Origin of the sequence: Rhodohalobacter sp. 8-1, from assembly GCF_038150125.1 — a bacterium.
Classification (GTDB): Bacteria; Bacteroidota; Rhodothermia; order Balneolales; family Balneolaceae; genus SW132.
On record NZ_JBBVMF010000015.1, the window covers coordinates 123,977 to 139,194 of the forward strand.

Genomic DNA, 15,218 nt, shown 5'->3' on the forward strand with positions numbered 1-15,218 from the left:
ATTGATCGTAGCGAGTTTTTATAAACGTCTTCGCGGACCAATATCCGCGATCCACAGTCATTGCAAATATAATCACCGGGAACTCTTGATGCATTTCGTTGGCGCACGGATTGGAGATGCCGCATCACGTGTAGCATGACACATAAATAGATTCGCAGATTTATAGTAGAGCTTCAGGAGAGATCACTATATGTAAAAGTCGGGAGGTGTGCAAAACAAACGTTGATCACGTAACCAACATAACCGGAATGATTTTATGCGTAAAAAGCATTATGTTTAATGTTAAACAATTAAACAGTCGGAACTATGAATTTAGGAATTTACACGTTTGTTGAGAATACACCGGACGCAGAAACAGGAAAGACGCTGCATCCCGCTGAACGGCTCAGAAATTTAATGGAAGAGATCGAGCTTGCGGACCAGGCCGGGCTTGATGTGGTTGGAATTGGCGAGCATCACCGCTCAGAATATATATCATCGTCTCCTGCGGTTATCCTGGCTGCGGCAGCAGAACGCACAGAAAATATTCGACTGTCGAGCGCGGTAACCGTGCTTGGGTCTGAAGATCCCGTAAGAGTGTTCCAGCAGTACTCTACGCTTGATCTTCTGTCGAAGGGGCGTGCAGAAATCATGGTCGGGCGCGGGTCTTTTACTGAGTCATTTCCGTTATTTGGCAAAGATCTTGAGGATTATGACGAACTGTTTGCCGAACATCTTGACCTGATTCTGAACCTTCGTGAACATGAGGTGGTCAACTGGAAGGGGCAGCATCGCCCCTCTATTTCTAACCGAGGCGTATATCCGCGGCCATTTCAAGACAAACTGCCGGTTTGGATTGCCGTTGGCGGAACACCTCAGTCGGCTTACAGGGCCGGAGCGCTGGGAATACCAATGGCGCTGGCAATTATTGGAGGTGAACCGGCGCAATTCAAACCGTTTGCTGATCTGCACAAACGAGGAGCAGATGAAGCCGGAAATGATCGGCAACCGCTTAGTATAAATTCTCACGGCTTCATTGCTGAGTCGTCAAAAGAGGCCTCAGATATTGCATTTCCCGCATTTAAGGTGACCATGGATAAAATTGGCCGCGAACGCGGATGGTCACCTATGACCCGCGAGCAGTTTGACGCCTCCACATCACTTCGAGGTGCTAACGTTGTTGGAAGCCCTCAACAGGTGATTGACAAAATACTGCATCAGCATGAAATCTTCGGGCATGATCGGTTTATGCTTCAGATGAGTGTGGGGAGCATATCGCATAAAAAGCTGCTGAAATCTATTGAGCTCTTCGCAACGGAAGTTGCTCCGGTTATTCGAAAAGAGAAATTTGCGGTAGAAGTGTAGTTAAGTCAACTTTACGAGTATTCCGTAAAAATTTGAAAATGTACGGATTGCTATGAACGATGCGCGTCAGAAATGGTATGTTTCAGCTGCAGTGCAGTTGCTTTAGATAATTCTACAGGAAATTATACCATCATTTATGCGTGACTCGAGAACAGACGCATTTTCTCATCATAGCTTACTTCTTCTGTTTACCATTTTCTGGGGGGCGAACTTCATCCTGGCTGAAGTTGCTCTGAATGAAATGCTGCCAATATCATTCAGCGTGTCACGGTTTGCCATTGGTGGCATCGCGATGCTTTTACTTCTTTACATGCAGTGCTACTTCGACGCGAAACGGGAAGAGAAACCATTCAGGTTTTTCCCCCTTATTGAGAAAAAAGACTGGGCTAGGCTTCTGATTGTATCCCTCTTTGGAGCCACACTTGCTCCCTGGCTGGGAATTGAGGGGCTGGGTCTCACGCATGGATCTCGGGCGTCAATTTGGCTAGCGCTCGGCCCGGTCATAAGTACAGGGTGCGGTGCCCTTTTAAAAACCGAGTCAATTGGGAGGTATGGGTATGTAGGTATTATTCTTGCTGCAGGAGGTACGTTAATAATGGCCCTGGATGGTTTGCAAAACGGCGACGGTTACTGGGTTGGTGATTTAATGCTATTGATCGCACTAATTCTGACAGTAGTTGAACTTCATCTGATTAAACCGCTGGCACGAAAGTATGGATCCATAAGTATGGTAGCGATGCGTACAGCTATTGGCGGCTCCCTTTACCTGTTGATTGCCACACCGTCGCTGCTGGGGGAATCATGGCTGACCTTCGGTTTCTGGACATGGTTTGCCATTTTGGCCGGTGGCGTCATTGGTGTAGGAATGGGGCAATGGATTAAAGTGAGAGCGCTTCGATCCATCGGCCCGACGCGTGTAGTAATTTACGGTAACCTCGTTCCACTGGCTGCTATGCTGATTGCATGGCTCTCGATAGGCGAAAATCCATCTCTCTACGAAATCATCGCCGGTCTGCTCATCATCGCCGGTGCTATTTTTGTTCAGATACTTGATGCCGTCAAGCAAAAAAAGGTAACCACTCCCGATGAGGATGAGCTATCAGTGGTTGGAAGTGGAAAGCATGAGTGAAGGAGACCTGTAATATTCTTCAGGAAAGTTTTTAGATACACTATATAAACTTGTGTAGAGCTTTTCATGCTGTCTTATTAAGCCAATTGGGTCATTCAGTAGGTAACATCAGACATCTATTTCGTTCAATAGGATATAATATGTTGCTTTTACAGATCAAGCCATAGCAGTTGGTGGTGCAGAGTCCCGAGGAATGTTATCAAAGGATCTGCAAATACAAGGACCTGTTCTTGGGAATAAATTGAACATGGTTTAGACGATTGTTCATAAAGCTTGCCGCCCACAAACTTTCCTGGAGAACAATATTAAATTAGGGCAAATCAATCTAATCCCGCTAATTTGCCATATTACCCAGTCAATTGTCAAATTATTGAATTCACCAATTCCACGAAGCGCAGACTCTGCCAGGAGCTCTCTGACGTTCGCACTCTTGCAGGTTTTTGTTCATAGTTCCCTAAACTCAAATCTCTACTCTCCCAGGTATCTATTTACAAGGTCATTCCACTCATCACTTGCAATATAGTCCAGAATGATCTGATTCATTTCATTGCGATATTCGCTGTTTAGCGGCAGCGCAATTCCATAATATTGATCGTTGAAGGTACCTGGTAAAATACGAACGCGGTTCCGAAACCCGATTTGCGTGTAGTACTGAAGAATTGGGGCATCGTGAACAAATACGTCAATTTCATTCTCTTGAACTGCCCGTAATCCTTCAGAAATACTTGCATAAGTTGTTGATCCGATTCGCTCTTCCTGCAGGTAGGTTTGAGTGGCGGATTGCTCGAGAGCGCCCACTCTCACAAATGGCAAGTCTTCAGGACCGTCAATTCTGCTGTCGAGCTGGGTAACGGTGAGGCTTGACGCGATGGATGCCGTAAAAAATGAGATCACAATGATAGCGGTGAACATCCAAATAAATCCTACAATGCGCCCGCCGAGTGTCCGGGGTGATTTGTCGCCGTAACCTACAGTAGTCATCGTAACGGCCGCCCACCATAACCCGCTGCCAACACCCTCAGCTGCAGTTCCGCCAAACTCATCACTATTTTCTTTTCGCTCAAAAATCCAGACCAGGAACCCCCAAAACAAAAGGAGCAGAAGTAAAAGAGAAAGTATCCAGAAGAAATCGAGTGAAAACATCGCTATCAGAGATTGCCAGAACCCGGCCGGCTGGTACGAAACCGCAATACCAAGACCTGTCACGTAAAACGGGTGGGTAAAATCCACAATTTCTTCGCGGTCTGATGTGATGGTAAGCGCGGCAGCTGATGCATAGAGCTCACCATTTTCAACGCCATCGATCAGCCCCTGAATACTGCGTTCTTCAAAGCTGTAGTCTACACCGGTTTGCTCCGCGATGTGTTCCCAAAGCGCAATGGTCAGACCGTTGTAGTCGGTATTTTCCTCCTGGATTACAAATGGCGGGGCCACCCGTATGCCAATAGTTTTACGTTCATCTTTATCCTGGATAACCGAGGCAGAAGTGGAGTGAAAGAAACCAGAGGTCAGGATGAGAAAAAGTGGGACCAGGAAGGATAAAATTTGCATGTAATGATGGATTAATGAACACTGAATTGGCACGAACCAAAGTAAAAAAATGAGATTAAATTTATACAACTTAATATGAACTACACAGAAATATTATACCTTAAAAGGAGTAAGAATATAGAAATCTTGTGTGCTCAGATAGATCCTTAAAAAGATAAAACTAATCTACAGATCGATGAAAATTGTATCAGCCCGGGAAGCCTTAAGTTATATTCAATCAAGACAACATATTTTTATACACACAGCGGCTGCTGCACCCCAGCAGCTCATAAAGGCACTAACGGAACGTCACACGGAGCTGAGAAAAGTTCAGATTTTTCACCTTCATACTGAGGGCGAGGCACCCTATACAAAACCTGAGTACAAAGAGAGTTTCAGTACACATGTTTTTTTTGCGGCTCAGAATGTTCGTTCCGCAATTAAAAAAGGACAGGCTGATTACATACCGGTGTTTTTGAGCGAAGTTCCCCATCTTTTTAATCGCGGGATTGTAAATCTGAATGTCGCAATGATCCAGGTAAGCCCACCGGATAAGCACGGTTTTTGTTCGCTTGGTATATCTGTTGATGCAACTCGTGCTGCCATACTCAATGCCGATACGGTGATTGCTCAAATCAATCCAAATATGCCAAGAACACACGGCGACGGATTGATTCATTTGAGTGAAATCGATTACGGAGTGGAGGTAACCGATCCGATCCCGGAGCATCATCCGGCCGATTTGTCGGATGTGGAGCTCAAAATCGGACGGCACTGTGCCGGGCTGATAGAAAATGGTGCAACGCTTCAAATGGGTATTGGCAATATACCGGATGCGGTTCTCTCATCTCTTAGCGATCATAAAAACCTTGGTATTCATTCTGAGATGTTTTCCGACGGTTTAATTCCGCTGATTGATTCGGGCGTGGTCAATAATTCTAAGAAACAGATACACCCCGGAAAGGTGGTGGGATCATTCGCGATGGGAACGCGAAAACTCTATGATTATATGGATGACAACCCCCTGATTCAGATGCTTGATTGTACCTATGTGAACGATACATCTGTAATCAAGCGGAACCCGAAAGTGACGGCTATTAATAGCGCTATCGAGATCGATCTGACCGGCCAGGTATGCGCTGATTCTATCGGAACTTATCAATATTCGGGAGTGGGCGGACAGATGGATTTTATTCGGGGGGCGTCACTGTCTGAAGGGGGAAAACCGATTATCACTTTAAAGTCGACCACAGGGAAGGGAGAGTCTAAGATTGTTCCATTTCTAAAACAGGGAGCAGGCGTGGTCACAACCCGTGCTCATGTCCACTACATCGTTACTGAATACGGCGTGGCGAACCTCTACGGGCAGAGCATGCGCCGCCGGGCCCAATCCCTCATTGAAATTGCCCACCCCGATCATCGCGAAGAACTCGAAAAAGCAGCCCGCGAACGGTTTAATGAGATGTGATCCCTCATCCGACGACTTCCTGTTATCAGATGAGTGAGTTTGCTCAAAGCTTGGTTCATTCAACCTGACAGCACCCAGTGGATCTGGCAGCGTTGAGATGTAGACGATCTGAGACGGACCCTGCATTGGGAACGGGATTTAACTCGACGCTGACAGAAATCCGCAGAAAACGCGGAAATGCTCAGGTCTTATGCCACAAGCGAACTCTGCCAGCTGCTCTCTTCGTTCTTGGTCTTGCAGGTCTATGTAGCTCGGGTCGCCTGAACCGATAGGGAAAGCAGTCAACAGCGGCAACGTGTTTATTTCTCATCTGGATGTAAATCAAAAGCCGTTTTCTTCAAAGTGAATTGTATCGTTCGGGACGCAGAAGGAGCGGGTCAGCGACGCCGCATTACGCAACTCGGGTCGCCTGACCCGAGAGGGAAAGTATTTAGCAGCGGCAATGAGTAGATTTTATCATCCAGTAAATGAAACATTGTATGTCTATCACACGCAGAGCCGGGATATGGGGTGAAAGAAAATCAAAGCTTGTATTTCTGAAAGTGGTTTGAAAAGACATACCATGTTTATCATACCCGGACGCTGTCAGAAACCGGAAAAACACCGGAATGCTGACAGGTCTCATTAACCAGTCAACCAATAACCCAATCCACCAACAAACCAATCCACTAAACTACCCTATCTCCTTCATCCAAAATACCATTGTTTTATCAGACTCCGACTCTTTATCAATATCTTTCCAGCGGTGAGTTGTAGTGAGTTCAGGATGTTTGTTGTAGCCGTATTTTTGCCAGATGGGATCCAGGGTTTGATATTCATCAGGTCGAAGCGGGTGGTCGGCCGGACGCTCAACAGTGCAGAAGCAGATCCACTGAAATCCGCCCAGGTGTTTTGCATGTGATTCCCTCTCCTCAAAAAACCGACTGTAAATACCACGGCCTCGATACTCTTTTTTCAGGATAGATTCACCACAATAGAAAATATTTGCCAGATTATAGCCTTTCTCAAGAAACGGCTGCTTAAATACCTCTTTTTCATCTTCCATAGGCAAGCCGGTTGATGCTCCCACAAGATTGCCGTTGTCAAAAACTAACACAGCGATGCATCGGTCTGATTGAAGGTAGGTGTTCAGGTGCGATGTTTCGTACTCAATCGAGCCATCGTATAGATAAGGGAACTCCCGGAAAACCTCTATTCTAAGTTGCGCCAGGCCATTAATGTAGGGCTCAATATCAGAACCGATCACTGTTTTTAAAGATAGTGGGTGTTGCATTCTATTATGCATGGTTAATATTTCAAAGGGTTGCAATAAAGTTAAAACTTAATAACCTGAGTCCGACTCTGAAACTCGGATAGATGCGTTGAGGCTGTCCAAAAAGGGTGTCATCCCGTACTTTCCCAATGGGATCGGAGTCCGGTATGACTATTTGATTGTAAAGTTCTTTATTGAACAACCTTTTTTGGGCAGCCTGCAAGGGGTGGTAGCCTTAGGAGCTGTAGTCACGAAAATTAACGGATCCCTGATCTAATGCCTCATCATTATCTGAATATATTCCCACCACGAAAAAGAAAGGGACTTGCGGTAATGAAATATTACTCATTAGAAATCCAATTCAGGTTAGAAGAAAAGTGTAACCAAATGTTTTTGAGGTTCGTAACCAAAGCTCACTTTCAATAAAATTACACAGATCTATGATACGAATCACGCTTCTGCTTACGACTTTTCTCATATCACTTTCCGGCTGCATATATACCGGGTCCTTTGCTCAACAAACAATTCAGGGTAATAGCAACATTATTACAGAAACCCGGGATGTGGGGCATTTTTCGGAACTCAGGATCACCGGATCGCGCAGCACTGTTGTTTATGGTGATGAAGACGGGCCAATCCGAATTAAGGGAGATTCAAACATCCTCGAAAATATAGAGTCTTACATTGATGGAAACCGGCTCGTGATCTCATCCAAAGATAACACCTCTCTGAATCCCACAGCGAGAGTTGAAATTGAAATCCTATCTACAAGACTGAATGCTGTTAGAGTTTCCGGCTCAAACCGAATTGTATTGCGAAACATCGACCAGGAGTTGTTTGCCATACGGGGAAGCGGTAGCACGGCGATTGAAGCGAATGGATATGCGGATAAAGTTGAGATTCGGATGTCGGGCAGTTCCAGGATTAATGCTCCAAACCTGGTTTCAGAATCGGCGGTCATTCGCACGAGCGGATCATCAAAAGCAGAGGTAAATGTATCAGGTAAGCTGGAATCACGCTCATCGGGATCTTCAGAAATAATCGTTCACGGCAATCCCGTTGAAATTTCAAACCAATCAAGCGGCTCCAGCCGGATCCGAACGGTTGAGGATTGAGACTTTGAATTCTCCTCATCAACTGATTTTCTATCAGCGGAGGAGTGGATAAAGGTAGGGCTTGAAACTTGGCATGTCTATTCAATCTTGGTACACAGATCTATCTCTAAACTGGTTTTGATACTGAACCTTGAAAAGTGAGAAATAGACATGCCATGTTTGGTTTCGGGGCAAATTCTAGGAACGGACTCGGCCAGCAGCTTTCTTCGTTCTTGGTCTTGCAGGTCTATGTAGCTCGTGTCGCCTGACCCGAGTGGAAAGCAGTCAACAGCGGTGAAGGATTTTTTTGTGCCTGGATCTATCAACCTGACAGCACCCACCGGATCTGTCAGCGTTGAGATGTAGTGTTGCCTTGAGACGGCCCCTTCATTGGAAACGAGGGTTTACCTCGACGCTGTCAGAAATCCGCAGAAAACGCGGAAATGCTGACAGGTCTGACGCACCGAGTGGACTCTGCCAGCAGCTCTCTTCGTTCGCGGTCTTGCAGGTCCACAAATCCACCAATCACTAATTTCTGAATCAACCAATAAACCCACCCCCAAATCCCAATCGTAATTCAGCAGATTTCAGGCTATATTTGCACCTGAAAGCAAATTCAATCAAACCAGACATACGTTGAATCACGATCTTCTTATAAAAAACGGTAAGCCGGTGGGTAATGGCTATGATGGAAAAACTTCGCTGGATATTCGAATCAAAGACGGAAAAATATCTGAGATCTCTGAGGCTATTGTGCAGAACGATGGCGAAGAGCTGTTTGATGCAGCCGGCAATTACATCAGCGGCGGCTGGATGGACATGCATGTCCATTTTCGCGAGCCAGGATTTGAGCACAAAGAGACCATCGAAACAGGATGCCGGTCAGCGGCGTTTGGCGGGTTTACGGAAGTAGCCTGTATGCCCAACACCAAACCGGCCACGCACACCCGTGATGTGGTAGAATATATTCGCAAGAAAGCGGAAGGTGAAGCGGTGAGCGTTCATCCGATTGGCTGTGTCACCAAAGACAGGGCCGGTAAATCAATTGCCGAAATGGCCGATATGAAAAAAGGCGGAGCTGTTGCGTTTAGTGACGACGGCGACCCCGTTTACAACTCCCAGGTGATGCGGGTGGCTCTCGAATACTCCTCGATGCTGGGAATGCCCATCATCAACCATGAGGAAGATCTTGAACTATCGCGCCCGGGCCATATGAATGAGGGGGAAGTGTCCACGCGCCTGGGTCTCGATGGCACGCCGGGTATTGCCGAGGAAACGATGATTGCACGGGATATTCTGCTGGCCGGATTTACGGGCGGACATGTTCACGTGGCCCACATCAGCACACGAAAGGCGGTAGATTTGGTTCGCCAGGCGAAAAAGGATGGAATTAACGTAACGACCGAAGTATGTGCTCACCATTTTGATCTGACCGACGAAGAGGTTGAAAAACGAAAATTTGACACAAATGTAAAAATGCATCCGCCGCTTCGAACTGCAGACGATGTGGAAGCGATGATCGAGGGCCTGGCCGATGGTACCATCGATGTGATCTGCACCGATCATGCTCCGCACGCCGTTGAAGAAAAGGAAGTAGAGTTCATTTATGCGCCAAATGGAATTATCGGTCTCGAAACGGCGTGGAGCATCACGGTGAAACGATTGTTGCAAACCCGAAAACTGTCTCTTGAAGAGATCTTGGAAAAGATTGTCATCAAACCGAGGGAGATTCTGACTCTTGATGTCCCGGAAGTTGCGATAGGAGAACGCGCGAATCTCACCATTTTCAACACGGACGAATCGTGGGTTTATTCGCCAAAAAGGGTGCGGTCTAAATCAAGGAATTCGCCGTATCTGAACGACAAGCTAACCGGACGGGCGATTGCAATTTATAATAACGGAAAACTGGTCGTTAACACAATAGACGGCTGATCCCGGAGTTGACATGTCTGTATGAAAAGGAAAAACTGCGTGCTTTTATTGTGGGTCATCACCTTTGCCGGCATTAATATCAATATCAATGCAAGTGTAAAGGCGCAGATTTCTGATTCACAGATTGATGTTGTAAACCTGTTCTCGGATTTCGGAAACATTTCACCTGAGGCGCTGTCGATGGCCCCAGGGCACGACTACCCATTTGAGTACCTCACCAAGCGTGCATCCATTCGTTTTATCGAAGATGAAGACGGCATTCGAGCAATTATTGATCACCTTGTACGGATTAAAATCTACACGAATGATCGCCTGGAACTTGCCGATGCATCGGTCATCTCAATTCCATACTACAGTGCCGACAGCATGGAGAGAATTCAAAATCTTGAAGCGATCACTCATCTGCCCGATGGGAGTGAGGTAAAACTTCAGAGTGATGCAGTGAGCACGTCCCAGCTGAACAGCCGCTACAATATTATGGAATTTGAAATGCCGGAAACGGAACAGGGCGCGGTTCTGGAATATAAATACACCGTTAACCGGCGCTATATTGAGGAGCTCCCGGATTTCTATCTTTCTCATCGTGTGCCAACGCGGGAGGCGTTTGTGACGCTGCAAAATGAACGATTTCTAAGGTATGATGCGGTTCTTGAAGACGCAGATTTCGAGATTAATTACAGCCGCCAGGAGATTGACACAAGCAGCGTGCCCATGGTATTTAGCTATGAGCGCCCGGAACCGATTTTAGTTGAACGGTGGAATGCAGAGGACATTCCTGCTGTGGATCCGTCAGCCTATGTCTCGTCGGTAGATGATCTTCGCGGGAAGGTTCGGTTTTTGATCAGCGAGTTTGGTATTCCCCGGCAGCCGCTGGATAACAGTTGGGAACTGGTAGCGGCGCAAATCAGGCGAAATGCGGACCCGGAAGAGTTGCTTGAAGATCAGCATGGGCTGAAAGAGATAGGTGATGAGATATCAGATTATTTCGAAACCAAGCAGGCAGCCCAGGATTCGATTTTTTCCTATGTAAACGAAACTGTTCTCTATAACAAGCTCAATGCAGTATTTGTTGATGACAGTTTGAGTCATGTGCTTGACGGGAAGCCCGCAAACCAGGCAGAGATTAATATGACGCTGCTGGCACTACTTCGCGGTGCCGGCATCGAATCATATCCACTCTATATTTCAGGGCGCGATGCAGGCCGCATCAACCGGTCGTTTCCATCACCCTACCAATTTAACCGAATGCTGGTCCACAGCAGAATTGACGGCAGGAACTGGGCGATGGACGCATCGTTTCCATTTAGTGAACCTGACCTGATCCCAATTGAATCATACAACGAACAGGGATTTATTTTACGTGAAACGTCACATGAGTGGGTTGACATCACCCCCGAAAAAAGTCGCTTCGACTTGTCTATTAATATTGATGCAGAGTTGAATACCCGGGGAGATCTTAGCGGTACGCTTTCGGCCCTCACAAAAGGATATCCGGCTCAACGCATTCTCAGCGAGCTGGACGCCGGTAAAACGGAACAGGAAGTTGCCGCGGTGACATTTTTGGATATTTACGGCCGCGAAATTATTAACTCTGCGAATGTGAGAAGCGTTAGTTCGGATAGCAGGGAAGTGGCGGTTGATGTTGAGTTTGCGATCGAAGAGTACGCCTCCAGTTTCAGCGATGGGCTTGATTTCCGTCCGATGATTGTTGGATACCTGTATCAAAACCCGTTTGAGTCCACACAGCGCAGAGTGCCCATCACGCTTGACGCCCCGGAGAATTTGGTCATAAACTATAGTGTTGAAATTCCCGAGGGTTTTACTGTTGATGAAAGTACCGGCAGACAATCTGTTCAGCTCTCGGGCGCAGAGCTTAGCGAGCGCTATGAAATAGCCGGTAACCGTCTGGATTACTCCTTCAGGATTGATATTTCACGAAAGGAATTCTCAGCAGATCTCTATCCGGAGCTTCGACGAATTTATGAGCGCTGGGTTGAGCTGAGCAACGCAACATGGCTAATCGAAAAACAGAGCTTATGATATTGGCAATCGAAACATCCACGCCTGTCTGTTCTGTTGCATTGAAGGCATCGGCGCGGGGAGTATGGGAGAAACGGATTGAAGGCAGGGGCGTTCACTCCGAGCGGCTCTTTACGTTTACGGACGAACTTTTGGATCGTGCAGGTATAGGCGTTGCCGACCTGGAGGCGATTCTTTTCAGCCGCGGTCCCGGTTCGTACACGGGATTACGGATTGGCGCGTCTGCCATTAAAGGATTCTTGTATGGGAGAGATGTGCCACTTTACACGTTCCCAACGCTCTTTGCATTTGCTGCCGGTCTCAATCTTGACAGCAAACCACGCGATATTTTTTCCGTTATTGATGCGAGACGCACGCATCTCTACGTCCAGCATTTTAGCTGGAATGGCTCAAAGTTAACACGCGAGGGTGATGCATCTGTGAAGGATTTATCCGCCATCAAAGAAGAACTCACCGACGAGTCTGTTATCGTTGGAACAGGATGGCAAAGGCTTGAACTTGAGCTTGGGAAGGACTCAAAAATTAAAACTTACGGAACAGAAGTGGTTTCGGCCACTAATCTCATTACGGCCTGGCAAGATGAGGATTTAAAACATCATTTTGAGAGAGAAGATCCCAAGCTTTTCGAGCCGGATTATCTTGAGCTGGCGCAGTTGAATAATAGTGGAACTACGTAGCTCGGGTCGCCTGACCCGAGGGGAAAGCTGTCAGCAACGGTAGGGGATCTTTTTTATGTCTGGACTGATCAACCTGTGAGCACCCACCGGATCTGACAGCGTTGATGGTGGAATTTGATTACACGCTTAGATTAAAACATTGCATGTCTATCCCGAATTGCACAATGCTATGGCTTGTAATCGATTGGTGGATAGGTAGTTGTGTTTGGATTGAACAGACATGCCATGTTTGTACGGAGCCTTGCCCCGACGCTGACAGAAATCCGCAGAAGGCGTGGAAATGCTCAGTCAGACTACCCATCCGGACTCTGCCAGCAGCTCTCCGTCAGCCGACGGATCGCGGTCTTGCAGGTCCTTAGTATTTTCCAATTCAACAATTCAACGATTTGACACTATTTTACGTGGACTCTGCCAGGAGGCTCTCTATCGTTTGCCACTCTTGCAGGTCCCTACGCAATGCAATGGTTTGTAATCGATTGGCGGATAGGTCCTCATCCGCTGACTTCCTGTCATCGGATGAGTTGGTTAGGACCCGAGTCTCTGTGGTAGGCCTGCCGATGGTCAACTCTCTGCCCGACCTATTAAAGCCTTTGGAAGATTTACGGACGCTCTCCCTGTGGATGACTCCTTGCCTGAACGATTCATCGGATGAAGGATGAAGCGAATTCATCCGATGAAGATTAGTCAAAAAATATAGTCTTGATAACCTTCAGGAAGAGTCTGTTTGGAAAATTCTTCAAAAACAGAACTTGATCTGGGCAAATCAAGTAAATTTATAGCAAGCTTCTTGTTACAAATCTTGCTATTACAGTTCAAGCCCATGAAATCACGATACGAAGAAAAATCCCACCCCTCAAAGCTCATTGACAATTTTGCCTTTACGGGATTTTGATGGATATATAGAAAAGAAATCAAAGCATAATTCTCGTGAACAGTGAGTCCAGTATTTACATTTTTTGAATTTGTGCCTTGCTGAAAAAGTGACCCTTTGTTTTTGTAGGCTACATTTATCGCTCGTGTGTACGACCTAAGCAATATGCCAATGTTTTTATTTAAATCATCCAAAGATCCATCTTCTGACAAAGTATATGAGTCAAGTTTCTCTCTTTTTTTAATTTGAATTAGCCAATGAAAGTGGTTTGGTATTAGACACCAAGCCAGAAAATTACAGTATGGAGTTAAGTGTTTTTCCATCTTACGCAGAAAGAATGGATAATTTCTTCTTTCAAAGAATATTTTTTGATGAATGTTGCCACGATTGTAAACGTGGTAAATTTCTCCTGGATAAAATTTCATAATACTCCCCTTTTTTGTCGACAATATTTAATCATCTGTATAAAATCAACTTTAAAATCCACTCATCCGCTGACTTCCCGTCATCGGATGAGTTGGTTAGGCCTCGATCCTCCGTGATAGGCCTGCCGGTGGTCAGCACCCCGCCCGACCTATTTTATTAATGCCTCGAAGATTTACGGAAGGTCTACCTTTGTATGACCACTCGGCCGAACGATTCATCGGATGAAGCGAATTCATCCGATGAAGGTCCTCATCCGCTGACTTCCCGTCATCGGATGAGTGTGTAGGCCTCGAGCCTCCGTGATAGATCTGCCGGTGGTCAGCACCCCGCCCGACCTATTTTATTAATGCCTCGAAGATTTACGGAAGGTCTACCTTTGTATGACGACTCGGCCGAACGATTCATCGGATGAAGCGAATTCATCCGATGGAGGTCCGCTCATCCGGTGAAGAAAACCCAAAATAAATGCGATAACGTTTTAGCTTGATGGCAGAATCATTATTTTAAGCCGTTATCATTAATCAAATGAAAAAGAATGGCCTGGTTTAAACGCAAAGATTCAAATATTCAGACCGACAAAAAGAAAGATATGCCTGAAGGCGTGTGGGTGAAAGTGCCCACTACCGGCGAGACAATTCACCGCCGGGAACTTGAAGATAATCTTTGGGTAGATCCGCTCAGCAACTATCATTTTAAGATCGGCAGTAAACAGTACTTTTCGTTTTTGTTTGATGACGGTGAATTTGATGAAATTGGTGATGATATTCTGCCTGCCGATCCGCTGAATTTTGAAGACCGCAAAAAATATAAAGACCGCCTCAAAGCGACCCAGGAAAAAACCGGTCTATCGGACGCGTGCCGTGTGGGCAAAGGCAAAATGGACAAGCTGGACGTGGTTATCGCCTGTATGGATTTTGCATTTATCGGCGGAAGCATGGGCTCAGTAGTTGGTGAACGGCTTGCGCTGGCCATCGACACAGCACGTGAAGAAAAACGGCCGCTGCTGATTATTTCTCAATCGGGCGGTGCCCGTATGATGGAGAGCGTGCTCAGTTTGATGCAGATGGCAAAAACATCGGCCAAGCTTGCACAGCTCGAAAAAGCCGGTGTTCCGTACGTTTCCATCATGACAAATCCCACCACGGGCGGCGTTACCGCGAGTTTTGCCATGCTGGGCGATTTTAATATTGCCGAACCCGGGGCACTGATTGGATTTGCCGGTCCGCGCGTGATTCGCCAGACCATCGGCCAGGATCTTCCGGAAGGATTTCAAACATCAGAATACCTGCTGGAACACGGGTTCCTGGACTTTATTGTGCCCCGCCGCAAAATGAAAAGTAAAGTGTCCCGGCTGCTTCGAATGGTGCTTAAAAAGCCCAAAAAATAGAGTTCTGCCACAATAATTTTACCTGTGTTGATCGGAAGCTGTATTCATAAGAGCGCAGTTAATTATTT

The 15,218-nt window shown here is 46.4% G+C and carries 11 protein-coding genes; 8 read left to right on the plus strand and 3 right to left on the minus strand.

The window, feature by feature from the left end; all coding sequences use genetic code 11:
- The first annotated feature begins 306 nt into the window (after positions 1-306).
- On the plus strand, positions 307-1,344 hold the full coding sequence (locus AABW11_RS14410; protein ID WP_340105825.1) for an LLM class flavin-dependent oxidoreductase: 1,038 nt from the start codon (positions 307-309) through the stop codon (positions 1,342-1,344).
- A 136-nt stretch (positions 1,345-1,480) separates the two neighbouring features.
- Positions 1,481-2,473, plus strand: coding sequence for a DMT family transporter (locus AABW11_RS14415; RefSeq protein WP_340105826.1), 993 nt, complete (start codon positions 1,481-1,483; stop codon positions 2,471-2,473).
- Between the two features lie 468 nt (positions 2,474-2,941).
- On the opposite strand, the gene AABW11_RS14420 is transcribed toward AABW11_RS14415, so the two are convergent.
- On the minus strand, positions 2,942-4,024 hold the full coding sequence (locus AABW11_RS14420) for a transporter substrate-binding domain-containing protein (RefSeq protein WP_340105827.1): 1,083 nt from the start codon (positions 4,022-4,024) through the stop codon (positions 2,942-2,944).
- A gap of 175 nt (positions 4,025-4,199) precedes the next feature.
- Between AABW11_RS14420 and AABW11_RS14425 the strand changes: the two genes are divergently transcribed.
- Complete coding sequence (locus AABW11_RS14425; RefSeq protein ID WP_340105828.1) at positions 4,200-5,471, plus strand: acetyl-CoA hydrolase/transferase family protein; 1,272 nt, start codon at positions 4,200-4,202, stop codon at positions 5,469-5,471.
- 673 nt (positions 5,472-6,144) lie between these two features.
- Here AABW11_RS14425 and AABW11_RS14430 read toward each other — a convergent pair.
- Positions 6,145-6,744 (minus strand): hypothetical protein, encoded by a 600-nt coding sequence (locus tag AABW11_RS14430; RefSeq protein ID WP_340105829.1) that lies wholly within the window; start codon positions 6,742-6,744, stop codon positions 6,145-6,147.
- Positions 6,745-7,163: 419 nt separating this feature from the next.
- Between AABW11_RS14430 and AABW11_RS14435 the strand changes: the two genes are divergently transcribed.
- From AABW11_RS14435 to tsaB, 4 genes are all read left to right on the plus strand, one after another.
- On the plus strand, positions 7,164-7,838 hold the full coding sequence (locus AABW11_RS14435) for a GIN domain-containing protein (RefSeq protein ID WP_340105830.1): 675 nt from the start codon (positions 7,164-7,166) through the stop codon (positions 7,836-7,838).
- Positions 7,839-8,453: 615 nt separating this feature from the next.
- Positions 8,454-9,749: a dihydroorotase gene (locus AABW11_RS14440; protein ID WP_340105831.1), complete on the plus strand. Its 1,296-nt coding sequence runs from the start codon at positions 8,454-8,456 to the stop codon at positions 9,747-9,749.
- 21 nt (positions 9,750-9,770) lie between these two features.
- Positions 9,771-11,789 (plus strand): DUF3857 domain-containing protein, encoded by a 2,019-nt coding sequence (locus AABW11_RS14445; RefSeq protein WP_340105832.1) that lies wholly within the window; start codon positions 9,771-9,773, stop codon positions 11,787-11,789.
- Positions 11,762-12,466: a tRNA (adenosine(37)-N6)-threonylcarbamoyltransferase complex dimerization subunit type 1 TsaB gene (gene tsaB / locus AABW11_RS14450; RefSeq protein WP_340105833.1), complete on the plus strand. Its 705-nt coding sequence runs from the start codon at positions 11,762-11,764 to the stop codon at positions 12,464-12,466. The genes AABW11_RS14445 and tsaB overlap by 28 nt, the downstream gene beginning before the upstream one ends.
- 684 nt (positions 12,467-13,150) lie before the next feature.
- Here tsaB and AABW11_RS14455 read toward each other — a convergent pair.
- Positions 13,151-13,762, minus strand: a complete 612-nt coding sequence (locus AABW11_RS14455; RefSeq protein WP_340105834.1) for a hypothetical protein — start codon at positions 13,760-13,762, stop codon at positions 13,151-13,153.
- A 536-nt stretch (positions 13,763-14,298) separates the two neighbouring features.
- On the opposite strand from AABW11_RS14455, the gene accD reads away from it, so the two are divergent.
- A complete protein-coding gene (gene accD, locus AABW11_RS14460; protein ID WP_340105835.1) occupies positions 14,299-15,150 on the plus strand; it encodes an acetyl-CoA carboxylase, carboxyltransferase subunit beta in 852 nt (283 codons plus the stop codon).
- Positions 15,151-15,218: the final 68 nt, after the last annotated feature.

Excerpts from the sequence above, each read along its gene's own strand:
- AABW11_RS14410 (WP_340105825.1), top strand. The coding sequence starts at position 307 with ATGAATTTAGGAATTTACACGTTTGTTGAGAATACACCGGACGCAGAA.
- AABW11_RS14415 (WP_340105826.1), top strand. The coding sequence starts at position 1,481 with ATGCGTGACTCGAGAACAGACGCATTTTCTCATCATAGCTTACTTCTT.
- AABW11_RS14420 (WP_340105827.1), bottom strand. The coding sequence starts at position 4,024 with ATGCAAATTTTATCCTTCCTGGTCCCACTTTTTCTCATCCTGACCTCT.
- AABW11_RS14425 (WP_340105828.1), top strand. The coding sequence starts at position 4,200 with ATGAAAATTGTATCAGCCCGGGAAGCCTTAAGTTATATTCAATCAAGA.
- AABW11_RS14430 (WP_340105829.1), bottom strand. The coding sequence starts at position 6,744 with ATGCAACACCCACTATCTTTAAAAACAGTGATCGGTTCTGATATTGAG.
- AABW11_RS14435 (WP_340105830.1), top strand. The coding sequence starts at position 7,164 with ATGATACGAATCACGCTTCTGCTTACGACTTTTCTCATATCACTTTCC.
- AABW11_RS14445 (WP_340105832.1), top strand. The coding sequence starts at position 9,771 with ATGAAAAGGAAAAACTGCGTGCTTTTATTGTGGGTCATCACCTTTGCC.
- tsaB (WP_340105833.1), top strand. The coding sequence starts at position 11,762 with ATGGCTAATCGAAAAACAGAGCTTATGATATTGGCAATCGAAACATCC.
- AABW11_RS14455 (WP_340105834.1), bottom strand. The coding sequence starts at position 13,762 with ATGAAATTTTATCCAGGAGAAATTTACCACGTTTACAATCGTGGCAAC.
- accD (WP_340105835.1), top strand. The coding sequence starts at position 14,299 with ATGGCCTGGTTTAAACGCAAAGATTCAAATATTCAGACCGACAAAAAG.